General features: G+C 71.1%; 21 protein-coding genes. 16 read left to right on the forward strand and 5 right to left on the reverse strand.

Annotation, left to right across the window (positions count from 1 at the left end; genetic code table 11):
• Window positions 1-60: 60 nt before the first annotated feature.
• Window positions 61-969, reverse strand: coding sequence for a hypothetical protein (locus tag ACFYPA_RS25220; protein ID WP_359314720.1), 909 nt, complete (start codon window positions 967-969; stop codon window positions 61-63).
• Between the two features lie 64 nt (window positions 970-1033).
• A complete protein-coding gene (locus ACFYPA_RS25225; protein ID WP_389134290.1) occupies window positions 1034-2836 on the reverse strand; it encodes a beta-galactosidase in 1803 nt (600 codons plus the stop codon).
• 235 nt (window positions 2837-3071) lie between these two features.
• Between ACFYPA_RS25225 and ACFYPA_RS25230 the strand changes: the two genes are divergently transcribed.
• Complete coding sequence (locus ACFYPA_RS25230) at window positions 3072-3950, forward strand: AraC family transcriptional regulator (RefSeq protein WP_359083291.1); 879 nt, start codon at window positions 3072-3074, stop codon at window positions 3948-3950.
• 25 nt (window positions 3951-3975) lie between these two features.
• Window positions 3976-4302: a chorismate mutase gene (locus ACFYPA_RS25235; RefSeq protein WP_359314726.1), complete on the forward strand. Its 327-nt coding sequence runs from the start codon at window positions 3976-3978 to the stop codon at window positions 4300-4302.
• Window positions 4303-4327: 25 nt separating this feature from the next.
• Here the strand turns inward: ACFYPA_RS25235 and ACFYPA_RS25240 are convergent, their stop codons facing one another.
• Entirely contained in the window at window positions 4328-5767 is a 1440-nt protein-coding gene (locus ACFYPA_RS25240; RefSeq protein WP_359083450.1) for an MFS transporter, read from the reverse strand.
• Window positions 5768-6090: 323 nt separating this feature from the next.
• Here ACFYPA_RS25240 and ACFYPA_RS25245 point away from each other — a divergent pair, with 323 nt between their 5' ends.
• From ACFYPA_RS25245 to ACFYPA_RS25295, 11 genes are all read left to right on the forward strand, one after another.
• The gene (locus tag ACFYPA_RS25245) at window positions 6091-7572 is read left to right on the forward strand and encodes an aldehyde dehydrogenase (RefSeq protein ID WP_359083294.1); all 1482 of its coding nucleotides are present in this window, start codon (window positions 6091-6093) and stop codon (window positions 7570-7572) included.
• A 29-nt stretch (window positions 7573-7601) separates the two neighbouring features.
• Window positions 7602-8570 carry a VOC family protein gene (locus ACFYPA_RS25250; protein WP_359083296.1) on the forward strand — a complete coding sequence of 323 codons (969 nt, stop codon included), beginning with the start codon at window positions 7602-7604 and terminating at the stop codon, window positions 8568-8570.
• The gene (locus tag ACFYPA_RS25255; RefSeq protein ID WP_359314731.1) at window positions 8567-9406 is read left to right on the forward strand and encodes an aspartate dehydrogenase domain-containing protein; all 840 of its coding nucleotides are present in this window, start codon (window positions 8567-8569) and stop codon (window positions 9404-9406) included. The genes ACFYPA_RS25250 and ACFYPA_RS25255 overlap by 4 nt, the downstream gene beginning before the upstream one ends.
• On the forward strand, window positions 9403-10197 hold the full coding sequence (locus ACFYPA_RS25260; protein ID WP_359314733.1) for an alpha/beta hydrolase: 795 nt from the start codon (window positions 9403-9405) through the stop codon (window positions 10195-10197). The genes ACFYPA_RS25255 and ACFYPA_RS25260 overlap by 4 nt, the downstream gene beginning before the upstream one ends.
• Before the next feature lie 40 nt (window positions 10198-10237).
• Window positions 10238-10759 (forward strand): cupin domain-containing protein, encoded by a 522-nt coding sequence (locus ACFYPA_RS25265; protein ID WP_389134295.1) that lies wholly within the window; start codon window positions 10238-10240, stop codon window positions 10757-10759.
• Window positions 10759-11517: an SDR family oxidoreductase gene (locus tag ACFYPA_RS25270; protein ID WP_359314736.1), complete on the forward strand. Its 759-nt coding sequence runs from the start codon at window positions 10759-10761 to the stop codon at window positions 11515-11517. The genes ACFYPA_RS25265 and ACFYPA_RS25270 overlap by 1 nt, the downstream gene beginning before the upstream one ends.
• 91 nt (window positions 11518-11608) lie before the next feature.
• Window positions 11609-12394, forward strand: a complete 786-nt coding sequence (locus ACFYPA_RS25275; protein WP_359083301.1) for an SDR family oxidoreductase — start codon at window positions 11609-11611, stop codon at window positions 12392-12394.
• A gap of 38 nt (window positions 12395-12432) precedes the next feature.
• Window positions 12433-14103, forward strand: a complete 1671-nt coding sequence (locus ACFYPA_RS25280) for a thiamine pyrophosphate-binding protein (RefSeq protein WP_359350320.1) — start codon at window positions 12433-12435, stop codon at window positions 14101-14103.
• Window positions 14100-15062 (forward strand): PDR/VanB family oxidoreductase, encoded by a 963-nt coding sequence (locus ACFYPA_RS25285; protein ID WP_389134298.1) that lies wholly within the window; start codon window positions 14100-14102, stop codon window positions 15060-15062. Before ACFYPA_RS25280 ends, ACFYPA_RS25285 begins: the two co-directional genes overlap by 4 nt.
• Window positions 15063-15084: 22 nt before the next feature.
• Window positions 15085-15315, forward strand: coding sequence for a recombinase-like helix-turn-helix domain-containing protein (locus ACFYPA_RS25290; protein ID WP_359083304.1), 231 nt, complete (start codon window positions 15085-15087; stop codon window positions 15313-15315).
• A gap of 7 nt (window positions 15316-15322) precedes the next feature.
• On the forward strand, window positions 15323-16390 hold the full coding sequence (locus ACFYPA_RS25295) for a Rieske 2Fe-2S domain-containing protein (RefSeq protein WP_389134301.1): 1068 nt from the start codon (window positions 15323-15325) through the stop codon (window positions 16388-16390).
• 125 nt (window positions 16391-16515) lie between these two features.
• Here the strand turns inward: ACFYPA_RS25295 and ACFYPA_RS25300 are convergent, their stop codons facing one another.
• Entirely contained in the window at window positions 16516-17070 is a 555-nt protein-coding gene (locus tag ACFYPA_RS25300) for a MarR family transcriptional regulator (RefSeq protein WP_359083306.1), read from the reverse strand.
• A 128-nt stretch (window positions 17071-17198) separates the two neighbouring features.
• Here ACFYPA_RS25300 and pepN point away from each other — a divergent pair, with 128 nt between their 5' ends.
• The 3 genes from pepN (at window position 17199) to ACFYPA_RS25315 (ending at window position 22799) form a co-directional block, all read left to right on the forward strand.
• Window positions 17199-19730 (forward strand): aminopeptidase N, encoded by a 2532-nt coding sequence (pepN, locus tag ACFYPA_RS25305; RefSeq protein ID WP_389134304.1) that lies wholly within the window; start codon window positions 17199-17201, stop codon window positions 19728-19730.
• A 250-nt stretch (window positions 19731-19980) separates the two neighbouring features.
• Window positions 19981-21384, forward strand: coding sequence for an aminotransferase class V-fold PLP-dependent enzyme (locus ACFYPA_RS25310; protein ID WP_359314748.1), 1404 nt, complete (start codon window positions 19981-19983; stop codon window positions 21382-21384).
• Entirely contained in the window at window positions 21381-22799 is a 1419-nt protein-coding gene (locus ACFYPA_RS25315; protein WP_359314750.1) for a SidA/IucD/PvdA family monooxygenase, read from the forward strand. Before ACFYPA_RS25310 ends, ACFYPA_RS25315 begins: the two co-directional genes overlap by 4 nt.
• 77 nt (window positions 22800-22876) lie before the next feature.
• On the opposite strand, the gene ACFYPA_RS25320 is transcribed toward ACFYPA_RS25315, so the two are convergent.
• Window positions 22877-24682 carry a 5'-nucleotidase C-terminal domain-containing protein gene (locus ACFYPA_RS25320; protein WP_359314954.1) on the reverse strand — a complete coding sequence of 602 codons (1806 nt, stop codon included), beginning with the start codon at window positions 24680-24682 and terminating at the stop codon, window positions 22877-22879.
• Window positions 24683-24900: the final 218 nt, after the last annotated feature.

Below are 24900 nucleotides of genomic sequence, written 5' to 3' on the forward strand. Positions count from 1 at the left end.
GGGCTTGTCCGTACCCCGAGCCGCGCCGGCACCGGCTTCCCGCGGCCCGCGGCGGCCGCCTCAGGTGGTGCAGTCCAGCACCGTCCGGCACAGCCCGCACCGCGCCCGCACCCGGCCCCGGACCGGAACCCTGTTGCGCTGATGGCAGGTCGGGCACGGGAACGCGACCCGCAGCCCGTCCGCGCCGGACTCGAAGGCGTACGGAACCTCCGGACCCGGGGCCAGAAGCGCCCCGGGATGATCCTGGGCGTAGCGGCGGTCCTTGGCGTAACGGCGCCGGCCCGCCCACCCCGCAGCCGTCAGCGGCGGCTGCGCGCTCTCCCGCAGGGCCTGCGCCCGCCCCTTGGTGTACGCCGTGTACGCCTGCGGGCTGGTGAACCACGGCGAGGGATCCTCGTCGAACGCGAGCGCCCGCTTGGCCAGCACGTACCCGAACTCCTCCGGGGTGAGGTAGCCGAGCTTCTGACTGGACGTGGCGTCCTGACGGAACGCGTCCAACAACAGCCAGCCCGCCCCCAGATAGGCCGCCGCGGTGTCGGTGAGGATCTCGTTCTCACGCGTCCCCGGGAACTCCAGGCCGAGCCGGTGCAACAGCACGTGCGTGACCTCGTGCGACAACGCGGCACCGATGTCCCTGCGATGGGTACGGAAGCGGTCGTTCAGTTCGATGAAGTACTCCGGGCCCGACGCCAGTTCGACACTTCCCGCATGCTCCATCGCACGGAACGCCACGATGATCCGGGCGTCCGGCAGCCGCAGGTGCTGCACCATCGCCCGCGCCACCCGCTGCGCACCGAGGTGCAGGTCGTCCGCATCGGCGAACGCCGCGTCGACGGGGGCGAGACTGGGGGCGAAGCGGTGCACGCCGTCGTACGACAGCCGCCGGTACAGCGCGGTGATCGACGAGTGGACGGTGGCCAGATGGGGGAAGCCGTGCACCACCGGGCTGCGGTGGAGGTCGTCCGGCACGTGCCCACCCCCACTCCGCGACGCTCAGCTCCTCACCACTGTAAACCGCGGCGGGCGGGGGCCGTCAGGCGTCCGCGTCGGCCGGCACGCCCGCCCGCACCGGCACGCCCGGCCCCAGCAGCGCGTACGGTGCCGCCGCGCCCTCCAGCTCCAGCACCCACACCTCGTTGGCCCCGTCCCGCAGCACCGGACCCGGCACGTACAGCGTCCGCTGCGGGCCCGCCGCCCAGTAGCGCCCGAGGCAGAACCCGTTCACCCAGACGAACCCCCGCGTCCAGCCCGGCAGTTCGAGCCCCGCGTGCCCCGTCCCGGACACATCCGCGACCTCGAACGTGCCCCGGTACAGGCCGGTCCCCCCGGACCCGTCGACCGGTACGAAGGGGACGCCCTCCACGGCGGCCGGCCCGTCGAACGCGTCGAGGCGCAGCGCCCGCGCCCGTACACCGTGCAGGAACTGGCGTTCGTGCAGCACACCGCCGGTGATCCCCTTCGGCTCGCCCAGCCGCGGCCCGTAGTTGACCCGGCCCAGCGACTCCACCCACAGTTCCACCTCGGCGGGCCCGCCCACCGGTTCCGCCAGGCAGTTGTCGCCCTCGGTCAGGACGCCCTTGCGGATCCCGTCCACGTACACCACCGCCCGGTCCCGCAGCCCCGAGACCGCCAGGGTGTACGGGCTCCGCGGACCCGGCACCGCGACGCGGTAGCGCACCAGGCCGCGATCCACCCCCAGCTCCTCGAACGTGGGCGGCACACCGGACCGCGCCGCCTCCTCGTCCCCCAGCGCCTCCATGACGTCGGGCAGCGGCGCCCACTCGGTCAGTTCGGCCCGCACCGGTGCGAGGCCGGCGGGCTCGGGCGGCAGCGGGGGGAGCGGCCCGTCCGCGTACGCGGCCAGGACCTCCCGGAACAGGCGGAACTTCTCCGTGGGCCGCCCGTACTCGTCGACCGGCGCGTCGTAGTCGTACGACGTCACCGTCGGCAGCAGGTCCTCGTCCTGCAGCGGCCCGGAACGGTTGGCGCCCGCCCAGCCGGCGAAGTTCGTCCCCCCGTGCGCCATGTAGATGTTCACCGAGGCCCCGCACTCCAGGATCTCCCGCAACGCGCCGGCGGCCTGCGCCGGATCCCGCAGGACCGGCGGCGCGCCCCAGTGCTCGAACCAGCCGCACCAGAACTCCATGCACATCAGCGGACCACCGGGCTGATGGCGGCGCAGCACCCGGAACGCCTCGCGCGCGCCCGAACCGAAGTTCGCCGTGGCGAGCAGGCCGGCCACCGAACCGCCGGTGAGCATGTGGTCCTCGGGCCCGTCGGAGGTGAACAGCGGCACGCTCACACCGCACTCACCGAGCATCGCCGTGATCCGGCGCAGATAGACGGCGTCGGTGCCGTAACTGCCGTACTCGTTCTCCGCCTGCACCATGATCACCGGACCGCCGCGGTCGATCTGCCGCTCCGCCACCTGCGGCAGCAGCTCGGCGAACCACCGCTCCACCGCGGTCAGATACCCCGCGTCCCGGGTCCGCACCCGCCGGCCGAACCGCCCGGTCACCCAGGCCGGCAACCCGCCGTTCTCCCACTCCGCGCAGATGTACGGTCCCGGGCGGACGACCGCCCACAGACCGGCCCGCCGCGCCGCGTCCAGGAACCGGCCGAGCGCCCCCACGTCACGGAACTCGCCGGGCCGCGGCTCGTGGAGATTCCACGGCACGTACGTCTCTACACAGTTCAGGCCCATCGCCCGCAGCATCGACAGCCGGTGCTCCCACTGCGCCTCGTGCACCCGGAAGTAGTGCAGGGCCCCCGAAAGCAGCCGTACGGGCTTCCCGTCGAGCCGGAAGTGGTCGTCGCCCACGGTGAAGTCAGCCATCGTGCTCGTTCTCTCCTGTGCGCGCGGTCCCGAGAACGCCGCGCTGCGCGGCCCGGTGCGAGCGGAACGCGGTAGGTGTGACGGAGCGGGCGAACCCGGGAGTAAGGTCACGGCCCAGCGTCGCCCCCTGGCGTGCGGCCGGTCCATGGACAAAGATCGCTGCTGTTTGGACGCAGCACACGACGCACACACGACGCCGCACGTCAGAAGGCCGCGGGCGGAGGAGCGAGGGCCGATGTACCACACCTGGATGCGCTTCTTCACCCCGAGCCCGCTCCACCACCGCCTCGGCCTGGTCTGCCTGGGGGTCGGCCTGCAGCACGGCACGCTGCCGACCGTCGGCCCCCGCACCCTGGACCACCACGTGGCCGTCGTCATCAACGCGGGCAGCGGATGGTTCGCGGGACCCGACGGGCGCCGGGTGCCCGTCACCGCGCCCAGCCTGATCTGGCTGACCCCCGGCACCCCGCACCACTACGGCGCCGATCCGGTCACCGGCTGGGACGAGAGCTTCGTCGACTTCACCGGACCCGCCACGACCACGTACGCCGAACTCGGCTACATCGAACCCGAACGCCCCCTCGTCCCGCTCGCCGACACCGCGGCACCGCGGGCCGCGATCGGCCGGATGGTACGGGCGGCCCGGCGCGGCAACCCGCTGCTGGAGGTGGAGACCGGGGCGGCCGTCCACGAACTCCTCGTCGCGCTCCGCCGGGCGCGCGCCGACGTCAGCCCCGACGGCGACCCGGTGCTCCAGGCCCTGGCTCGCGACGCCTTCCAGCCGCTCTCCGTCGCCGAGCACGCCGCCCGGCACGGCATGACCCCCGCCGAGCTGCGCACGGCGGTACGGCGGGGGGCCGGGTGCAGCCCGAAGGACTACCTCCTCGGCATCCGGCTGGGGCGCGCCAAGGAGCTCCTGGCCACCAGTGACCTGCCCGTCGCCGCGGTCGCCCGCCGCGTCGGCTACGACGACCCGGCGTACTTCTCCCGGCTGTTCGCCCGACGCGTCGGTATGGCCCCCGTCCGGTTCCGCGAACAGCAGGGGCGCAGCGTGCCGGGTGGCTGGAGCGACCGGGTGCCGGACCCGGAACACCCTCCGACGATCATCACGTAGCCGGGCCCCTCTAAGCTCACTGACCATGACCACGAGCGACATCGACGATTCCGTAGGCGCCGAGCTGAACCGGCTGCGCGAGAGCATCGACAACATCGACGCGGCTGTTGTCCACATGCTCGCCGAGCGCTTCAAGTGCACCCAGCAGGTCGGTCACCTCAAGGCCGCCCACCAGCTCCCCCCGGCCGACCCGGCCCGGGAGTCCCGCCAGATCGCCCGGCTGCGGCAACTGGCGGAGAGCGCCCACCTCGACCCGGCCTTCGCCGAGAAGCTGCTGAACTTCATCGTGGCCGAGGTCATCCGCCACCATGAGCGGATCGCGGAGGAGTCGGCGAACGGGGCGGGGGAGTAGCGAGGGGAGAGCCCGGGGCGGGGGCTCAGGGCGAGATCTCCTCCAGCGGCCGGTTCGCCGTCTCCTCCGCCAGTGTCCCCGCCACCACCGCGCCCACCAGGGCCACCGCCCCCAGCATCACGAACACCGCGGCGACGCTGTCGCCGGCCGCGTAGACGACGCCCACCAGGATCGGGCCGAGGATCACGCCCAGCCGGTTGACCGCGCCGCCGACGCTGCAGCCCAGGGCGCGCATCCGGGTCGGGTAGAGCTCGGGTGTGTACAGGTACAGGCAGATGTTGGAGCCGAAGAAGCCGACCGCCGAGAGGGAGGTCCAGATCAGGACCTCCGCAGGGGTACCGGCGCCGAGGGCGGCCAGGGTGAGCAGGAGTGCGGCCGAGGCGCCGAGGCAGAGGGCGAAGATCCGGCGGCGGCCGAGGACGTCCACGGTGAGGGCGACGATCAGGCAGCCGAGCAGGCCTGCGACCGACGTCACGGTGGAGTAGAGCAGGGCGTCGGAGAGGGTGAGGCCGTACTCGTCCTTGTAGATGCTGGGGAGCCAGGACGTCACGCCGTAGTTGACGAAGTAGCCGGTGAACCAGATCGCGCCGACGACCAGGGTGCGGCGCCGGTAGCGGCCGGTGAACAGGCCGCGCGGGCCGGTCGCGGCGCGTTCCGCCGGGGTCGCGGCCACGGCCGTGGGTGCCGGGGTGGTGGCGGCGGCGCCGACACGTGGCCGGGGGAGTGGTTCGCCCGTCGCCGCGGACACCTTGGTCTCGATCTCGGTCATGACGGCCTCGGCCTCTGCCAGGCGTCCCCGTTCCGCCAGCCAGCGCGGCGACTCCGGCACCTTGCGCTGGACGAGGAAGGCCAGCAGGCCGGGCACGGCGGCGACCGCGAACATCACGCGCCAGCCCGCCGCCGGGACCACCCAGGCCGCGACCAGGGCGCCGATGGTGAGACCGGCCGGGAAGACGAGTTCGTACAGCAGGACGAAGCGGCCCCGCTTGAAGCTCCGGGTGATCTCGCTGATGAAGGCCGCCGCCACCGGAACCTCGCCCCCGATCGCCAGCCCCTGGACGAAGCGCAGGGCCAGGAACGGGGTGAGCGAGGTGCACGCGGTCAGCGCCAGGCTCACGAGTCCGGACGCGGCCACGCAGTACGCGATCACCTTCACCCGGCCGTAGCGGTCGGCCAGCCGCCCCGACAGCAGCGCGCCGACGAGCATCCCGGCCGAGCCGACCGTGAGGACCGCCGTGGCGTCGCCCGTGGACAGCTGCCACTCGTCACGGAGCTCCGGCAGCGCGTAGGCGATCAGCAGCTGGTCGAAGGCCTCGAAGAAGGTGACGACCCCCACGATCAGGCGGACGGTGACGTGCCAGCGGGAGAGCGGCAGGCGCTCGAAGCGGGCGGCGATGGTGGTGCGGGTCGTGCCGGCGGGCGGGGAGCCGGGGGCGGCGGCGTCCGGCGAGGTATCGGTGCTCATCCAGGGTTCCTCCTGCTCCGCGGTGGGGCCGGAGCGGTTGGGGAGCCAGGTGTACGGGGCGGCGAGGGGGACGGGAACGAGCTGAGCGTACGGGCGGGAACGGCCGCACGGCGCTCGCGAGCTTGTGAGGTCACCCACTGATCTCTGCCGCTGGCTCTGTAAGTGCCTAGCTTTTAAGTGCTTAAGTTTTACCGGTCGCGGGGTGGTGGCCGTCAACCCCCTGGAGGCAAAAGGAGATTTTGCCGGGGGGGCTTGCGGAGATTTATTTAAGCCCTTAGATTTTTAGCCCTGAGGTAACCGATTCGATCGCAGGAGGCCAACGGATGCTTGCCGACGAGGTGTTGGTCGCGGGGCAGTGGCGGCAGGGCCGTGGCGCCCTCATCGAGACGGTCGACCCGGCCACAGGCCAGGTCATCGCCACCGTGCACGCCGCATCCCTCGACGACGTCGAGGAGGCCGCCACCGCAGCCGCCCGCGCCGCCCACGAACCCGCCTGGCGCGAACTCCCCGCCCACCTCCGCGCCCGGCTGCTCCACCGCATCGCCGACCTCGTCGAGCAGAGCGCCGACCGGCTCTCCGCCCTCCAGACCGCCGACACCGGCAAGTGCCGCACCGAGACCCGCGCCCTCGTCCACAGCGCCGCCGCCACCTTCCGCTACACCGCCGCCGCCCTGGAGACCGCCGAGGACGCCCTCACCCCCTCCCGCGGCCCGTACGTCACCATGAGCGTCCACGAACCCATCGGCGTCGTCGGCGCGATCACCCCGTGGAACTCGCCGATCGCCAGCGACGCCCAGAAGCTCGCCCCCGCCCTCGCCGCGGGCAACGCGGTCCTCCTCAAGCCCGCCGAGTGGACCCCCCTGGTCGCCCTCGCGCTCGGCCGCCTCGTCCACCAGGCACTCACCGAGGCCGCCCTGCCCACCGCCCTGCTCTCCGTCCTGCCCGGCCGCGGCAGCGTCATCGGCGACGCCATCGTCCGCCACCCGGCCGTGGAGAAGATCACCTTCACCGGCGGCACGTCCACCGGCCGCACCCTCGCCCACGCCGCCGCCGACAAGCTCATCCCCGTCTCCCTCGAACTCGGCGGCAAGTCCCCGACGATCGTGCTGGAGGACGCCGACCTGGAGCAGGCCCTCGCCGGCGTCATGTACGGCGTCTTCTCCTCCAGCGGCCAGAGCTGCATCGCCGGCTCCCGCCTCTTCATCGCCCGCTCCCGCTACGAGGAGTTCCTCGGCGAACTCGTCTCCCGTACGGAGAAGCTCCGCGTCGGACCCGGCACCGACCCCGACACCCAGGTCGCCCCCCTCGTCCACCACAAGCACCGCGACAGCGTCGCCGCCTACGTCGACCTGGCCCGCGAGGAGGGCGCCACCGTCCGGTGCGGGGGAGCGGCCCCCGAGGGCGAGCGCTACCGCGACGGCGCCTACTACCTGCCCACCGTCCTGGACGGTCTGCCGAACACCGCCCGCGTCTGCCAGGAGGAGATCTTCGGACCCGTCGTCGTCGCCCTGCCCTTCGACGACGAGGACGACCTCGTCGACCGGGCCAACGACAGCGTCTACGGACTGGCCTGCGGCATCTGGACCCGCGACCACGCCAGAGCCTGGCGCCTCGCCCGCCGCATCGACGCGGGCACCGTCTGGATCAACACGTACAAGCAGTTCAGCATCTCCACCCCGTTCGGCGGACTGAAGGACAGCGGCATCGGCACCGAGAAGGGACGCGACCTCATCCGCGGCTACCAGCGGCAGAAGTCCCTCTACTGGGCCACCGACACCACCCCCCTGCCCTGGGCCGCCCAGTGAAGCCGAGCGAGACGAATACGGAGCCCCCCATGCCGTACGAAGAAACCCCACGCCCCCTGCTCGGACCCGTCGCCCGGCTGCGCGCCCTGCGCTCCGTCGAACTGCGCACCCCCGCCTTCACCGAGTCCGCCGACTTCTACCGCGAGGTCTGGGGCCTGGAACCCGTCGAACGCGAAGCGGACGCCACCTGGCTGCGCGGCACCGGCGAGGAACACCACGTCCTCCACCTCGCCCGCGGCGAGCGGAACGGCCTCGGCCGCATCACCTTCGCCGTCGCCACCCCCGCCGAGATCGACGAGGCAGCCCGCCGGCTCCTCGCCCGGGGCATCGCGCCCGTCGCCGGACCCGGCCCCCTCGACCAGGTCGGCGGCGGCTACGGGCTCCGCTTCACCGACCCCGAGGGCCGGCTGATCGAACTCAGCGCCCAGACCCACGCCGTCACCCCGCGCGGCCGGGACTCCGCCGTCCCCGTCGGCGTCACCCACACCGTCCTCAACACCACGGACATCGACGCCGCCGTCGCCTTCTACACCTCGGTCCTCGGACTGCGCGTCTCCGACTGGTCCGAGCACCAGATGGCGTTCCTGCGCTGCAACGCCGACCACCACTGCATCGCGTTCAACCAGGCCGCATGGACCTCCCTCAACCACGTCGCCTACGAGATGACGTCCATCGACCACTTCATGCGCGGCCTCGGCCGCCTGCGCCACCACGGCATCACCCCCCAGTGGGGGCCCGGCCGGCACGGCCCCGGCAACAACACCTTCTCCTACTTCACCGACCCCGCCGGACTCGTCTGCGAATACACCTCCGAGGTCGCCCAGATCGTCGAGGACGCCTGGATCGCCAAGGTCTGGCGCCGCACCCCCGACCTCTCCGACCTGTGGGGGACCGCGGGCCCGCCCTCACCCGGCATCCGCGGCCACATGGCCGGCACGCCCGACCCCGGGCCCCTCGCCGCCACCCCCTCCGACACCACCGAAGAGGTGACCGCATGACCGCCACCCTCACCCCCCGCCCGGACACCGCCGCCCGCCCCGCCCGCCCCGTGCGCCGCATCGGCCTCGTCGGCTGGGGCGCCATCGGACGCGTCGTCGGCACCGCCCTCGCCGAAGGCCACATCCCCGGCGCCGAACTCACCTGCATCATCGACAACCGCCCCCTCGTCGACGCCCCCGCACCCCAGCTCTCCTTCGAGGACGCCCTCGCCGTCTGCGACCTCATCGTCGAGGCAGCAGGCCAGGCAGTCGTACGGGAATGGGCCGAGCGCGTCCTCGACAGCGGCGCCGACCTGCTGATCGCCTCCACCGGCGCCCTCGTCGACCCCGACCTCACCGACCGCCTGCGCGCCGCCGGACCGGGGCGCGTCTACTTCACCGGCGGAGCGGTCGGCGGACTCGACCTCCTCCAGGCGGTCCGCGGGCTCGGCCCCCTCACCTCCGTCACCCTGACCACCACCAAACTCCCCGCCACCCTCCACCAGCCGTGGATGGACGCCGACCTCACCGAGCGGCTGCGGACGGCCACCGGACCCGTCGAGGTGATGCGCGGCACCGCGATCGACGTCCCGGTGAAGTTCCCCAAGTCGACCAACGTCGCCGCATCCGTCGCCCTCGCCACCGGCGACCCCGCCCTCGTCCAGGTCGTCGTCATCGCCGACCCGGCCGCCACCCTCACCCGGCACGTCATCGAAGCGGCCGGCCCGCACGGCACGTACCGCTTCGAGGTCGCCCACCGCCCCGACGAGGCGAACCCCGCCACCAGCCAGGTCGTCCCGCACGCCGTGCTCCGCAGCCTCGGCGCCGTCGTCGGCCGGGCCGGACAGATCCTGTGACCGCCACCGCCCACGTCCGTACGCGGGAAGCCGGCGACCCGGACGCCCCACTGCTGCTCTGCCTGCACGGCATCGGGTCCTCCTCCGCCGCGTTCACCCCGCAACTCGACGCCCTCGCCGACCAGGTACACGTCGTGGCCTGGGACGCACCCGGCTACGCGGACTCCGCCGACCCCGACCACGCCCCCGGCCTCGACGGCTACGCCGACACCGCCGCCGCCCTCATCCGCGAACACGGCAAAGGCCCCGCCCACGTCCTCGGCGTCTCCTGGGGCGGCGTCATCGCCCTGCGCCTGGCCACCCGCCACCCCGACCTCGTCGCCTCCCTGATCGTCGCCGACTCCAGCCGCGGCTCCGGCACCCACCCCGACAAGGCCGAGGCCATGCGCGGACGGGCGCGGCAACTCGCCGACCAGGGCCCCGAGGCCTTCGCCGCCGTCCGCGGACCACGCCTCGTCTCCGACGCCGCACCCCCCGCCCTCGTCGAACGCGTCGTCGCCACCATGGCCGCCTCCCTGCGCAACCCCGGTTACGGCTACGCCACCGCGTCCATGGCCGAGGCCGACCTCACCGACGACCTGCCCGCCATCGCCGCACCCGCCCTCGTCCTGTGCGGCGAACAGGACACCGTCACCGGAACCGACGAGTCCCAGGCCATCGCCGGAGCACTCACCAAGTCCGTCTACGTCACCCTCTCCGGCGCCGGACACCTCTCCAACCAGGAACGCCCCGAGGCCTTCAACGCCTGGGTCCGCGCCCACCTCCACGTCGTCGCCCGCATACCCGCGTAACGACGCACCCCACCCCCACCACCGAACCGAGGAGCATCCCGTGCCCATCGACAACACCCCGTACGAGACCGACGGCGACCTCGCCAAGTTCACCGACTCGCTCATCGCCACCAAGGACTCCCGCGAACCCGACTGGAACACCCTCTCCTTCCAGGAGAAGGCCGGCGCCCAGTACCGCCGCGCCCAGATCCGCTACGTCGGCTCCGGCGCCACCGGAAACCACGAGAACGACAACCGCATCCTGCCCTCCGGCGGCTTCACCCTCTCCAACATGCTGCTCCCGCCGGGCGCCGAAGGCCCCGAGCACACCCACCACGACGTCGAGGAGGCCTTCTTCGTCCTGGAGGGCCAGGTCAAGGTCGGCATCCACCGCGGCGCCGACGAGGCCGAGTACCGCACCCTCGGCTACCGCGACATGATCGTCGTCCCCGCCGGAGTGGCGCGCTCCCTGAAGAACGAGGGCGACACCGACGCCCTGTTCTGCGTCATCATCGGCACGCAGAAGCCCCAGGTCCCCACCTATCCCGAGCACTCCCCGATGCACGGCATCACCCGCGACTGATGGCCACCGACGACACCCCCCGTACGGTCGTCGTCACCGGCGCCGGCCGCGGCCTGGGACTGGCCGCGGCCCGCCGGATCGGCAACGACGGCCACCGCGTCGTCATCGCCGAACTCGACGCCACCACCGGACAGCAGGCCGCCGCCGAACTGCGCGCCGACGGCATCACCGCGGACTACCACCCGCTCGACGTCACCGACCCCGACTCCGCCGCGGCCCTGGCCGCCACCCTCGCCGGCGACGGCACCCGGCTGTACGGACTGGTCAACAACGCCGGACTCGCCAACGCGGTGGGCGGCAAACCGTTCCACGAGATCGACGTCGAGGCATGGGACCGCATCATGGCGGTCAACGCCCGCGGCCCCTGGCTCGTCGCCCGCGCCCTCCTCCCGCTCATGCGGGACCACGGCAGCGGACGCATCGTCAACCTCGCCTCGGACGCCGCCCTGTACGGCTCGCCCCGCCTCGCCCACTACATCGCGTCCAAGGGCGCCGTCATCTCCCTGACCCGGGCCATGGCACGCGAGACCGGCGACTACGGCATCACCGTCAACGCCGTCGCCCCCGGCCTCACCGAAGGGGAGTCCGCCGTCGACATCCCCGCCGAACGCCACGAGCTGTACCGCCTCAACCGGGCCATCTCCCGGCCCCAGCAACCCGCCGACCTGGTCGGGCTGATCGCCTTCCTCATCGGCGACGAGTCCGGCTACATCACGGGCCAGACCTTCGCGGTCAACGGCGGCTTCACGATGCAGTGACGGCATCGAACCCGTCCGGCGTTCGAGGACAGAAGCGGTCGCGCCGGCCCCCCCGCCTCACCCCACCGCCACCCGACCCGCAAGGAACCCCATGGACCTCCGCCTGAAAGGCCACCGCATCCTCGTCACAGGCGGCAGCTCCGGCGTCGGCCTCGCCACGGTCCGCATGCTGCTCGCCGAAGGCGCCCGCGTCGCCACCTGCGGCCGCCGCGCCGACGCCCTCGACGAAGCCCTTGACGGCCTCGCCGGCCCGGACGCGCTCTACCACGCCCCCTGCGACGTCACCGACGAAGCCGCCGTACAGGCGTTCACCGAGAACGCGGCCGCCCACCTCGGCGGCCTCGACGGACTCGTCAACAACGCCGGCGCCTCCCGGATGAAACCCTTCGCCGAGACCACCGCCGCCGACTGGCGCGACGAACTCGAACTCAAGTTCTTCGGCGTCCTCAACCCCCTGAACGCCGCCCTGCCCCACCTCCGCGCATCCGGCAACGCCTCCGTCGTCAACATCAACGCCGTCCTCGCCAAACAACCCGAGACCGCACTGATGACCACCAGCGCCGCCCGCGCCGGCATCCTCAACCTCTCCACCTCCCTGTCCAAGGAACTCGCCCCCGACGGCATCCGCGTCAACTCCGTCTGCCTCGGCCTCGTCGACACCGGACAGTGGGAACGCCGCTACGCCGCCTCCGGCAGCCCCCTCGACTACCCCGCCTGGCAGGCAGAACTCGCCGCCGACCGCGGCATCGCGCTCGGCCGCCTCGGCAACGCCGACGAAGTCGCGTACGCCGTCACCGCACTCCTGTCACCCAGGGCCTCCTACATCACCGGCACGACCGTCGACGTCTGCGGCGGCGTCAACCGCGCCGTCGCATAGCACCCACCCCCACCCCACCCACCCCAGGAGCACCCGACATGACCCGACCCAATGGCGGCGACCTGCTCGTCGAGACGCTGCGCGGACTCGGCGTCGACACGGTGTTCGGCATCGTCAGCGTGCACAACCTGCCGCTCGTCGAAGCCGTCGACCGCGACCTGCGCTTCGTCCCCGTCCGCCACGAAGCCGCAGCCGTCAACGCCGCCGACGGCTACGCCCGCGCCACCGGCAACCTCGGCTGCGCCCTCACCAGCACCGGCACGGGAGCGGGCAACGCGGCAGGCTCCCTCATCGAGTCCCTCAGCTCCGGCACCCCCGTCCTCCACATCACCGGACAGATCGACAGCGAATACCTCGGCTCCGGACGCGGCTTCATCCACGAGACCAAGGACCAGCTCGGCATGCTCCGCGCGGTCTCCACCCACGCCGTCACCGTCACCGACGCCGCCGACGCCGGCGACATCCTCCGCGACGCGGCGGCCCGCGCACGCACCGCCCCGCACGGACCCGTCAGCGTCGAATGGCCCATCGACCTGCAGTTCGCCCCCCAGGAACTCACCGGCACCCCCGTGCCCGAGCCGGCCACCCCCGCCCTGCCCGGCCCGGCACTCCTCGACGAAGCGGCCGCCCTGCTCTCCGCCGCCCGCCGCCCCCTCGTCTGGGCCGGCGGCGGAGCGAACAGTGCCCGCCCCGAACTCGCCGCACTCCTCGACGCGCTGAACGCCGGACTCGTCACCTCCAACTCCGGCCGCGGCAGCGTCCCCGAGTCCGACGACCGCGTCCTCGGCAACTACGCCACCGCGCCCGCCGGCCGCGCCCTGCTCGCCGAAGCCGACGTCCTGCTGTCCATCGGCACCCACTTCCGCTCCAACGAAACCGCCGACTACAGCCTCGAACTCCCGCCCGTCCACATCCAACTGGACCTCGACCCGGCCGCCCCCGGCCGCGTGTACCCGGCCACCGTCGCCCTCCACGGCGACGCCACCGCCGTACTCGCCGCGCTCCTGGGGCGCGTCACCAGCGGCGGCACGGAGACGAGCTGGCCCGCCCGCGTCCGCAAGGCCCGCACCGACGCCCGCAGCACACAACGCCACGCCATCGGACCCCAGGCCGCGATCAACGACGCCATCCGCGACGCCTGCCCGCCCGGCTCCGTCATCGCCCGCGACGTCACCATCCCCTCCTCCACCTGGGGAAACCGGCTCCTGGAGATCACCGACCCGGCCACCAACGTCTTCCCGCGCGGCGGCGGCATCGGACAGGGCCTCGCGATGGGCATCGGCGCCGCACTCGGCCGCCCCGGCACCCCCACCGTCGTCATCGCCGGCGACGGAGGCCTCGCCGTGCACCTCGGCGAACTCCTCACCCTCGCCCAGGAAAAGCCCGACCTCACCCTCCTCGTCTTCAACGACGGCGGCTACGGCGTCCTGCGCAACATGCAGGACACCCACTTCCCGCGCCGCTCCGGAGTCGACCTCACCACCCCCGACTTCGCGCTCCTCGCCGCCGCCGTCGGCCTCCCGTACGCACGCATCGCCGCCGAAGCCGACGCCGGACCCGTCATCAAGGAGGCCATCGCCTCCCCGGGCCCCACCCTCGTCGAGATCGACCTCACCGCACTCGGCCCGATGAACACCCCGTTCACCCCGCCGGTCAAGCTCCCCGCCACCGCGACCGATACCCCTGGACAGGGAGGCAACCCGTCATGACCACCGCCGAGGAACCCCGGCTCGACCTGCTCGTCCACCGCATGACCTGGGAGGCCGACGGCGTCCTGAGCATCGAACTCACCCACCCCGGCGGAAACCCCCTCCCCGCCTGGCGGCCCGGCGCCCACATCGACGTACACACCGGCGGACACATCCGCCAGTACTCCTTGTGCTCCGACCCCGCCGACACCACCCACTGGCGCATCGGCGTCCTGCGCGAACCCGCCTCCCGCGGCGGCTCCGCCCACCTCCACACCCAGCTCCGCCCCGGCCAGACCGTCCACGTCCAGGGCCCACGCAACCACTTCGAGCTCGACACCACGGGCGACGCCACCGGCTACCTCTTCATCGCGGGCGGCATCGGCATCACCCCGCTCCTCGCCATGGCCCGCGAGGCCACCCGCACCGGCACCCCGTGGCAGCTCGCCCACGGCGGCCGCACCCGCACCTCCATGGCCTTCGGCGCCGAACTCACCGCCCTCGCCGCACACTCCGGCGGAACCGTCGCGTTCATCCCCCAGGACGAACACGGCCACCTCGACCTCGACACCCTCCTCGGCGACCTGACACCCGGCACCCAGGTCTACTGCTGCGGCCCCGAACCCCTCCTCGCCGCAGTCGAGGAACGCCACCCCGACGCCCGCACCGAACGCTTCACCGCCCCCACCCCCGCACCCCGCGACGGCGAGGACACCGGCTTCGACATCGTCTGCTCCCGCACCGGACGCACCGTCGAGGTCGGCCCCACCACCTCCGCACTCGACGCCCTGGAGAACGCCGGCATCCCCGTCGCCTCCTCCTGCCGCGACGGCATCTGCGGCACCTGCGAGACCAAAGTCCTCGAAGGCACCCCGGACCACCGCGACTTCCTCCTCACCGACACCGAACGCGAAGCCGGCGCCTCGATGATGCTCTGCGTCTCCCGCTCCCGCACCCCCCGCCTCGTACTCGACCTCTGACACGCCCCCGAAGGGAGCCGACATGACCAGCCCGACCACCCCGCAGTACCTCGAGCCCCACCAGGCACGCACCGCCGAGCCCACCCCGTACGAGAAGAAGCTCGCCGCAGTGATCGAAGAGGTCTTCGGCAGCGGAGCCCATGACCTGCCCGGCCTCGTCGCCGGACTCAACGCCCGCGACCTGCCCGCCCCCGACGGCAGCCCGTGGACCGAGGACACCTTCCGCAACGAGATGCGACGCCTGGGAGCGTGAGACGACCATGACCACCCACACCACCACCCCCGTGCAGCCCGGCACCCCCACCCGCCCCTCCGAAGTCGCCCGCCCCGGCAACCGCACCGCCGACCGGCTCTACGCCACCGGCCTCCGCAACCAGTGGTACGCCGTCTGCCCCTCCGACTCCGTCCCCGCCGGCGGCATGAAGCGCCTCACCCTCCTCGGCGAGGAATGGCTCCTCTTCCGCCGCGCCGACGGCACCCTCCACATGCTGGAGGACCGCTGCCCCCACCGCGGCGCCCGCCTCTCCCTCGGCAAACACCTCGGCGACCGCATCGCCTGCTGGTACCACGGCGTCCAGGTCGACGGCACCGGCACCGTCGCCGCCGTACCCGGCCTCCCCGGCTGCAACCTCGAAGGCAAACAGCTCGTCGCGGCCCCCCACGTCATCGAAACCGCCGGCGGCATCCTCGCCTACTTCGGCGACAACGAGCACCCCGAACCCACCCCGCTCGTACTCCCCGAACACCTCACCGACCCCGGCACGTCCGCGTTCCTCTGCTACGCCGAGTGGAACGTCAACTGGCGCTACGCCGTCGAGAACCTCCTCGACCCCATGCACGGCTCGTTCCTCCACCGCGACTCGCACAGCATGGCCGAAGGCCAGACCACCGCACGCTTCCGCATCCGCGAGACCGAACGCGGCTTCTTCTTCGAGAAGACCGACCAGAGCGGCGTCAACTTCGACTGGGTCGAACTCTGCCGCACCGGCGTCGACTGGGTCGACCTCACCATCCCCTACCCACCGACCGCCGGCCCCGGCGGACCCTTCGGCATCGTCGGCATGGCCACCCCCATCGACGAGAACCGCTGCGCCGTCTTCTTCTGGCGCTACCGCAAGGTCACCGACTGGCAGCGCGACACCTGGCGCTTCCTCTACAAGACGCTCCTGGAGGACCGCCACTGGGACGTCCTCGAACAGGACCGCATCATGCTGGAAGACCTGCGCACCGACGCCGACCAGGCGGAAAACCTCTACCAGCACGACCTGGGCGTGGTCCGCGTCCGCCGCATGTACCGCACCGAGGCGGAAACCCAGGCAGCGAGCTGAACCCCGCTCCCGCACGAGTCCTCAATCGCCCGGACACCCCCCCGGCACATCAAGCCCGTCCGGCGATTGAGGACACCCCCCGGCGCCGAGGCAACGGCGCCCCCGCGGAGCGCCCCCACGCACCCCTACGCGTCCGACTCCGCCGCCAGCACAGACCGCTCCAGCTTCTCCAGCAGCCCGGCCAACTGCGCACACTCCTCGGGCGACAACCCCGCCAGCATCCGCCGCTCATTGTCCAGATGCTCCGAGAACAGCTCGTCGATCACCGACAGCCCCTCGTCCGTCAGCCGCGAATGCACCACCCGCCGGTCCTGCGGATCCCGCTCCCGCCGGATCAGCCCGTCCTTCTCCAGACGGTCTATCCGCAGCGTCACCCCCGCCGAACTGATCAACCCCGAATCGGCCAGCTCACCCGCCGTACGCCGGAACGGCGCCCCCGCCCGCCGCAGCGCCGTCAGCACGTCGAAACCCGCCATCGACAGCCCCTTGCGCTCCACCGGCCGCGAGATCGCCGCGCTGTACCGCAGGAACGCCCGGTGCAGCCGGCCGAACACCTCCAACGGAGCCGTATCCAGCTCCGGCCGCTCCCGCCGCCAGTCCGCCACGATCGACGCCACCGCGTCCTCCCGCGACGCGGAACCGGCCGAATCCCCGGACCCCCCAGAGCCGTTCTTCGCCATCCCGGGCACTCCTCCGTACAGGTACACCGTCATCAAGAATCTTAGCCCTCAAAGGACACCCCCGGGCCCCGTCAGCCCAGCGAGAACGCACCTGCACACCGCCCACCGCATACGGCAGCATGGCCCCCATGTCCGTACTGACGCGCGATGAAGCGCAGGCCCGAGCCCAGTTCCTCGACGTACAGCGGTACACGATCGACCTCGATCTCACCGCAGGGGAGGAGACCTTCGACTCCCACACCGTCATCCAGTTCACCGCCCTCGCCACCGGTGACACCTTCGTCGAGATCAAGCCCGCCACCTTGCGCTCCCTCACCCTCGACGGGCACCCCCTGGACCCCGCGGACCTCACCGAGAACCGCTACCCCCTCACCGCCCTCACCGCCGGACCCCACGAACTGCGCGTGGACGCCACCATGCGCTACTCCCGCACCGGCGAAGGCATGCACCGCTTCACCGACCCCACCGACAACGAGACCTACGTCTACACCCAGCTCTTCATGGAAGACGTCCAACGCGTCTTCGCCGCGTTCGACCAGCCCGACCTCAAATCCGTCTTCGCCCTCACCGTCACCGCCCCCGAAGGCTGGACCGTCCTCGGCAACGGCATCGCCCGGCACACCGGCGACGGCCACTGGACCCTCGCCCCCACACCCCCCGTCTCCACCTACCTCGTCGCCGTCGCCGCAGGCCCCTGGCACTCCGTCACCACCCAACACGCCGGACTGCCCTTCGGCATCCACTGCCGCGCCTCCCTCGCCCCCCACCTCGACACCGACGCCGACGAGATCCTCGACATCACCCGCGCCTGCTTCGACCGGTTCCAGGAAAAATTCGACGAACCCTACCCGTTCGACTCCTACGACCAGGCCTTCGTCCCCGAATTCAACGCGGGCGCCATGGAAAACCCCGGCCTCGTCACCTTCCGCGACGAATTCATCTACCGCTCCGCCGTCACCGACACCGAACGCCAGACCCGCGGCATGGTCATCGCCCACGAAATGGCCCACATGTGGTTCGGCGACCTCGTCACCCTCGCCTGGTGGGACGACATCTGGCTCAACGAGTCCTTCGCCGAATACATGGGCTACCAGACCCTCGCCGAAGCCACCCGCTTCACCGACACCTGGGTCGACTTCGGCGTCGCCCGCAAGGGCTGGGGATACGACGCCGACCAGCGCCCCTCCACCCACCCCGTCGCCCCCGACCCCGCCGCCGTCCCCGACACCGCCTCCGCGATGCTCAACTTCGACGGCATCTCCTACGCCAAGGGCGCATCCGCCCTGCGCCAACTCGTCGCCTGGCTCGGCGAGAAGGACTTCCTGGCCGGCATCAACACCCACTTCGCCCGCCACAAATTCGGCAACGCCACCCTCGCCGACTTCATCGACAACCTCGCCTCCGCCACCGACCGCGACGTCCACGCCTGGGCCGACCAGTGGCTGCGCACCACCGGAGTCGACACCCTCACCCCCCACCTCACCGAGGCCGACACCACCTGGTCCCTCACCGTCGACCACCACGGCACCCGCCCCCACCGCATCACCGTCGGCACGTACGACCACACCATCGACACCCAGTCCGGCCCCGACCGGCTCGTCCTGCGCGACCGCTTCGACATCGGCATCCCCCAGAACAGCACCACCACGGACGACACCTCCCCGAACGGCGCGACCACCCGCCCCGGCCGCCGCCCCGCCCTCGTCGTCCTCAACGACAACGACCTCACCTACGCCAAGATCCGCCTCGACCCGGACTCCTGGAACACCGTCCTCAACAGCCTCTCCGGCATCCCCGACGCCCTCACCCGCGCCGTCATCTGGAACGCCGCCCGCGACATGGTCCGCGACGGCGAACTCGCCCCCACCACCTACCTCGAAACCGCCCGCACCCACCTCCCGCACGAAACCGACCTGGCCCTCCTCCAAGGCGTCCTCGCCTTCGCCGACACCCAGATCGCCGCCCGCTACGTCACCCCCCAGGACCGGCCCGCAGCCCTCGCCACCCTCACCGCCCTCACCCGCGACCTCATCCGCCGCACCGAGGACGGCACCCACCTCGGCCTCCGCCTCACCGCCGTACGCCACTTCATCGACGCCGCCACCCAGCCCGACACCATCCACGCCTGGCTCACCGACGGCACCGTCCCCGGCGGCCCCGAACTCGACCCCGAACTGCGCTGGCGCATCCTCACCCGCCTCGCCGTCCTCGGCGCCACCGACGAACAGGCCATCACCGCCGAACTCCAAGCGGACCCCAGCGCCACCGGCCAGGAAGGCGCCGCCCGCTGCCGCGCCGCCCTGCCCACCCCCGAAGCCAAAGCCGCCGCCTGGCACGCCATGTTCACCGACGACACCCTGTCCAACTACCTGTTCACCGCCACCGCCCAAGGCTTCTGGCAGCCCGAACAGACCGACCTCCTCACCACATACGTCCCCCGCTACTACCCCGACGCCACCGCACTCGCCGTCCGCCGCGGCCCCGCCATCGCCGAAGCCGCCGGACGCTACGCCTTCCCCGCCTGCGCCATCGACGCCGACAGCCTCCACCTCGGCGAACAAGCCCTCACCGACCAGGCCCTCATCCCCGCACTACGCCGCAAACTCACCGACCAGATCGACGACCTCCGCCGCGCCCTCACCGTCCGCAACGCCCACTGACCAGAACCCCACACCACCCGCACCACCCGTGCCCGGCCCGCCCTCACCCCGAGGACAGGCCGGGCACACCCCTGTCCAGCCACCAACCCGCGCACCCCTACCACCCCCGCCCCACACCAACACCCCCAAGCGCCCACCCATCCCCCATTCGAGTTCAGATCACCGGGCTCCCCGGCCGCGCCCACCCAAACCCCGACAAGCTGGCAAGTCCCCCCATGCCCACCCGCGCGCACCGAAGGGCCACCCACCCATGCCCACCCCACCCCTCGCCGGATCCACCACCGGCCCCACCGCCCTGCGCCCCCTCATCGACACCGTCCTCACCGCACTCCAAGAAGGCGCCCGCCGCCGCGACGGCCCCCTCCCCGCCGGCGGACCCCACACCGTCACCACCCACATGCGCACCGCCCTCGACCCCCTCATCCCCGAACACGGAACCGGCCCCCACCACGCCCTCGCCACCCTCATCGGCGCCCTCGCCGAAGGCGCCGCCGACCCCGCCGACCCCCTCTGCGCAGCCCACCTCCACACCCCGCCCCTCGCCCTCGCCACCGCCGCCGACCTCGCCGCCTCCGCCCTCAACCCCTCCATGGACTCCTGGGACCAAGCCCCCGCCGCCTCCACCCTCGAAGCCGACACCACCGCAGCACTCGCCGCCGAGATCTACCCCCACCACCCCCACCCCGACGCCCTCATCACCACCGGCGGCACCGAAGCCAACCAACTCGCCCTGCTCCTCGCCCGCGAACGCCACGGCACCATCCAGACCATCAGCGGCACCAACGCCCACCACAGCATCACCCGCGCCGCCTGGCTCCTCGGCCTCCCCACACCCCTCACCGTCCCCGCCCCCGACGGCACCCTCGACCTCACCGCACTCAACGACACCCTCACCCGGCACCAGGGACACCACCCCCTCCTCGTCACCGCCACCGCAGGCACCACCGACACCGGCCAGATCGACCCCCTCCCCGCCATCGCCGACCTCTGCCACACCCACGGCGCCGAACTCCACATCGACGCCGCCTACGGCGGACCACTCCTCCTCAGCCCCACCCACCGCCACAAGCTCACCGGCCTCGACCGCGCCCACAGCGTCGCCCTCGACCTCCACAAACTCGGCTGGCAACCCGCATCAGCCGGCATCCTCGCCGTCCCCGACCACCACCACCTCGACCCACTCCAGCACCACGCCCCCTACCTCAACGCCGACGACGACACCGAAGCCGGACTCCCCGACCTCCTCGGCCGCTCCCTACGCACCACCCGCCGCCCCGACGCACTCAAAATCGCCGTCACCCTCCAAGCACTCGGCCGCACAGGACTCGCCGACCTCATCGACCGCACCTGCACCGCCGCCCACCACCTCGCCGACCTCATCACCAAAACCCCCACCCTCGACCTCTACGACCGACCCACCATCAGCACCGTCCTCTTCCGCCCCACCGACACCGACGACCACACCGTCGCCACCATCCGCCGCACCCTCCTCACCCGAGGCCACGCCGTACTCGGCCGCACCCGCACCCACGGCCACCTCTGGCTCAAAGCCACCCTCCTCAACCCCCACACCACCCCCGACGACCTGCAAAAACTCCTCGACCTCGTCACCCGCACCACCACCGAACTCACAGAAAGCAACACACACCGATGACAGCCCGGACCGACCGGCCCACCCCCCAGACCGATCAGCCCCACGACCTCGTCGGCATCGGCATCGGCCCCTTCAACCTCTCCCTCGCCGCCCTCGCCCACGGCCTCACCCACCCCATCACCGCCACCTTCTACGACCAACGCCCCGCCTTCCACTGGCACCCCGGCCTCCTCATCGACGGCGCCAGCCTCCAAGTCCCCTTCCTCGCCGACCTCGTCACCCTCGCCGACCCCACCAGCCCCTGGACCCTCCTCAACTACCTACGCACCCGCGACCGGCTCTTCCCCTTCTACTTCGCCGAGCGCTTCCACATCCAACGCGCCGAATACGACGCCTACTGCCGCTGGGTCAGCGAACAACTCCCCGCACTCCACTTCAGCCACCAAATCGACGCCATCCGCTGGAACCCCCGACACAACCTCTTCGAAGTCGACTTCACCCAACTCGACACCCACGGCGAAGCCGAAGCCCTCGGCCGCGCCCACACCCGCCACATCGCCCTCGGCATCGGCACCGAACCCCACATCCCCGAACCCCTCAAACCCCTCGCCGACGCCGGAACCGTCCCCGTCATCCACTCCGCCGACTACCTCCACCACCGCCAACAACTACTCGCCGCCGAACACATCACCGTCATCGGCTCAGGACAATCAGGCGCCGAAATCTTCCTCGACCTCCTCCGCGCCCGCCCCACCGGACACGAAAAACTCCACTGGCTCGCCCGCACCCCCGCCTTCGCCCCCATGGAGTACTCCAAACTCGGCCTCGAACACTTCACCCCCGACTACACCCGCTACTTCCACGCACTCCCCGAACCCGTACGCGACCAACTCGTCCCCCACCAATGGCAACTCCACAAAGGCATCGACCACGACACCATCACCGCCATCCACGACGAGCTCTACCGCCGCACCCTCCACGGCGGCTGGCCCGACGCCACCCTCACCCCCGGCGTCACCGTCCGCACCGCAGGCCGCCTCGCCACCAACCGCGTCGAACTCCACCTCGAACACACCCAACAAGCCACCCGCAGCCGCCTCACCACCGACGCCGTCGTCCTCGCCACCGGCTACCGCGAACGCCCCCTCGACCAAATCCTCGGCAGCCTCGACACCCACCTACGCCGAGACACCGCCGGCCGCCCCCGCATCGACGCCCACTACCGCCTCGACCTCGACCCCACCATCACCGGCAACATCTACGTACAGAACGCCGAACGCCACACCCACGGAGTCGGCGCACCCGACCTCGGCCTCGCCGCCTGGCGCAGCGCCACCATCCTCAACCACCTCACCGGCACCACCCCCTACCCCCTCCCACAACGCACCGCCTTCACCACCTTCGGCCTCACCCCCCAAACCACCGGCATCCCCACCCAAACCCCCAACCTCGTCCCCCTCACCCCAAGCCACTGACGAAGCCCGGACACAAAAAGACGGCCGCCCGCCTCCCCGAACACAGGAAAACGAGCGGCCGCCCCACACACACCCGACTAGAACACCGGCGAACCATCCCGCGTCAGACGCCAATCCACCGAAGCGAACGCAGCACCATCCACCGAACCCTTCGCCCGCACCCACGCAATAATCGTATTCCGGATCTCCTCCGAATTCGCCCACAACTGCTTCGAACCAGCCACATGCGGGAAGTTACCGCCACCACTCGCACGGTAATTATTCACCGCCAGCACAAACTGCGCCGCCGGATCGATCGCCTTCCCCCCGAACGACAGATTCACAATCCGCGAACCATTCGGCTTCGCAATATCGATGTCATACGCCAGACCCGACACCACGTCATAATTGTAATCAGGCGTACCACCCGCATTCGTCAACTTCGACGTATCCACCGGAGCACCCACAGCCGTCTGCACGTAATACCGCGCCGAAAACTCCAGATAATCCTTGAGCTGCGCACCCGTCAGCAACCGCGCCTCGAGCGTGTTCTCGAACAGATACAGACCCGCCGCATCCCTGATCGTCACATCCCCCGCCGGAATCTGCGCCGTACGCGAGAAACACGACGCCTGCGACAACACCGGCAACGCCGCGTACGCGCCACCCGCCAACGCCGCCTTCACCGTCTCCGCCTGCACGACATTGATCAGATCGATGATCGGCTCGTCCTTCCACGCCGCCTCGGCCGTCGTCATCGCCGCCGTCGACGTACCGATCACCTGATTGACGTACGCCACAACCTTCTTGTGCTCGTCCGCCAGCATCCGCGTGATCTTCGGGTCCTCCGCCACCGTGTTGGAGTTCAGCACCTGCGAACCGGCCCTCTCGACCACCCAGCGCCCCTTCTCCCACACCAGATCGAAGTCGAACAACGTCAACCGCTGCCCCCACTTCAACGGCTCGGACAACACGACCTTCTTACCGGTCTCCTTGTTCTCCACGAAGTACTCGGGAATCTCCAGATGCGCGTGACCCACCAGAATCGCGTCAATACCCGGCACCTGCTCCGCCACCAGACCCGCGGCGTTCTCCACATACGGAATCTGATCACCGTACGACGACGTCCCGCTGTTCCCCGAATGCGCCGAAACGATCACCACATCCGCACCCATCGAACGAAGCCGCGGCACATACTTCGCCGCCTGCTCCTCAAGACCCGGGAACACCATCTTCCCGCCGACGTTCGCCTTGTCCCAGATCGCGATACCCGGATTCGTCAACCCCAGGATCGCCACCTTCACATCCCGGCCGTGCGGCGTACGCAACTTCTTGATCACATACGGAGCGAACGCCGGCCGCAACGTCTTCGCATCCAACGCATTCGCACCCAGCAGCGGAAAATCACACTGCTCCTCGAACTTCCGCAACACCGGAATGCCGTAGTTGAACTCGTGGTTCCCCAACGCGGCGGCGTCGTACCCGATCGCGTTCATCGCCTGCGCCATCGGGTGCACCGGCCCGTGCTTCGCCGTGATCGGATCGATCTTCGCGTAGTAGTACGACAACTGCGTGCCCTGGATCGTGTCACCCGCGTCGATCATCAGCGTGTTGTGACGACCCTTCTCCCGGCGCACCTGATCCACCAACGTCGAGATCTTCGCCAGACCGACGTCGTTGTGATCCTTGTCGTCGAACTCCTTGTCCGTGAAGTAGTCCCAGTTGAGCGCGTTCCCGTGCAGATCCGTCGTCCCCATCACGGTGAACGAGTACCGCTTTGGCGGACGCCCGTGCCCGGCCCCGTGACCATGCGCCTCGGCAGGCACCGCGGCACCACCCGCGATCGCCACACCGGCGCCGGCCGCGGCCGATGTGCCCAGGAACGTCCTTCGGTTCAGCGGCATCTCGTCTCCCACATCTCAGTTCACTCCGTGCACAGTTCAGTCCGTACACAACGCGCGTAGACCCCACGCACGCGTGGACAACGCGCGTAGATAATCACCCACACGCCACCCCCGGCAACACCCCCGGCAGGTTTCTGTTCGATGACCATCCACCACCACACCCGGTTGCCACAGCGAACTCAGGACCCACACCGCCCGGCCCCGCACCACCCGAACCC

The sequence above is a fragment of the Streptomyces sp. NPDC005775 genome, assembly GCF_042871565.1.
In the GTDB taxonomy this organism is placed as follows: domain Bacteria; phylum Actinomycetota; class Actinomycetes; order Streptomycetales; family Streptomycetaceae; genus Streptomyces.

Bases quoted from the DNA above. Each gene is read 5' to 3' on its own strand.
- ACFYPA_RS25225 (WP_389134290.1), bottom strand. From the start codon at position 2,836: ATGGCTGACTTCACCGTGGGCGACGACCACTTCCGGCTCGACGGGAAG.
- ACFYPA_RS25230 (WP_359083291.1), top strand. From the start codon at position 3,072: ATGTACCACACCTGGATGCGCTTCTTCACCCCGAGCCCGCTCCACCAC.
- ACFYPA_RS25235 (WP_359314726.1), top strand. From the start codon at position 3,976: ATGACCACGAGCGACATCGACGATTCCGTAGGCGCCGAGCTGAACCGG.
- ACFYPA_RS25240 (WP_359083450.1), bottom strand. From the start codon at position 5,767: ATGAGCACCGATACCTCGCCGGACGCCGCCGCCCCCGGCTCCCCGCCC.
- ACFYPA_RS25245 (WP_359083294.1), top strand. From the start codon at position 6,091: ATGCTTGCCGACGAGGTGTTGGTCGCGGGGCAGTGGCGGCAGGGCCGT.
- ACFYPA_RS25250 (WP_359083296.1), top strand. From the start codon at position 7,602: ATGCCGTACGAAGAAACCCCACGCCCCCTGCTCGGACCCGTCGCCCGG.
- ACFYPA_RS25255 (WP_359314731.1), top strand. From the start codon at position 8,567: ATGACCGCCACCCTCACCCCCCGCCCGGACACCGCCGCCCGCCCCGCC.
- ACFYPA_RS25270 (WP_359314736.1), top strand. From the start codon at position 10,759: ATGGCCACCGACGACACCCCCCGTACGGTCGTCGTCACCGGCGCCGGC.
- ACFYPA_RS25275 (WP_359083301.1), top strand. From the start codon at position 11,609: ATGGACCTCCGCCTGAAAGGCCACCGCATCCTCGTCACAGGCGGCAGC.
- ACFYPA_RS25280 (WP_359350320.1), top strand. From the start codon at position 12,433: ATGACCCGACCCAATGGCGGCGACCTGCTCGTCGAGACGCTGCGCGGA.
- ACFYPA_RS25285 (WP_389134298.1), top strand. From the start codon at position 14,100: ATGACCACCGCCGAGGAACCCCGGCTCGACCTGCTCGTCCACCGCATG.
- ACFYPA_RS25290 (WP_359083304.1), top strand. From the start codon at position 15,085: ATGACCAGCCCGACCACCCCGCAGTACCTCGAGCCCCACCAGGCACGC.
- ACFYPA_RS25295 (WP_389134301.1), top strand. From the start codon at position 15,323: ATGACCACCCACACCACCACCCCCGTGCAGCCCGGCACCCCCACCCGC.
- ACFYPA_RS25300 (WP_359083306.1), bottom strand. From the start codon at position 17,070: ATGGCGAAGAACGGCTCTGGGGGGTCCGGGGATTCGGCCGGTTCCGCG.
- pepN (WP_389134304.1), top strand. From the start codon at position 17,199: ATGTCCGTACTGACGCGCGATGAAGCGCAGGCCCGAGCCCAGTTCCTC.
- ACFYPA_RS25310 (WP_359314748.1), top strand. From the start codon at position 19,981: ATGCCCACCCCACCCCTCGCCGGATCCACCACCGGCCCCACCGCCCTG.
- ACFYPA_RS25315 (WP_359314750.1), top strand. From the start codon at position 21,381: ATGACAGCCCGGACCGACCGGCCCACCCCCCAGACCGATCAGCCCCAC.
- ACFYPA_RS25320 (WP_359314954.1), bottom strand. From the start codon at position 24,682: ATGCCGCTGAACCGAAGGACGTTCCTGGGCACATCGGCCGCGGCCGGC.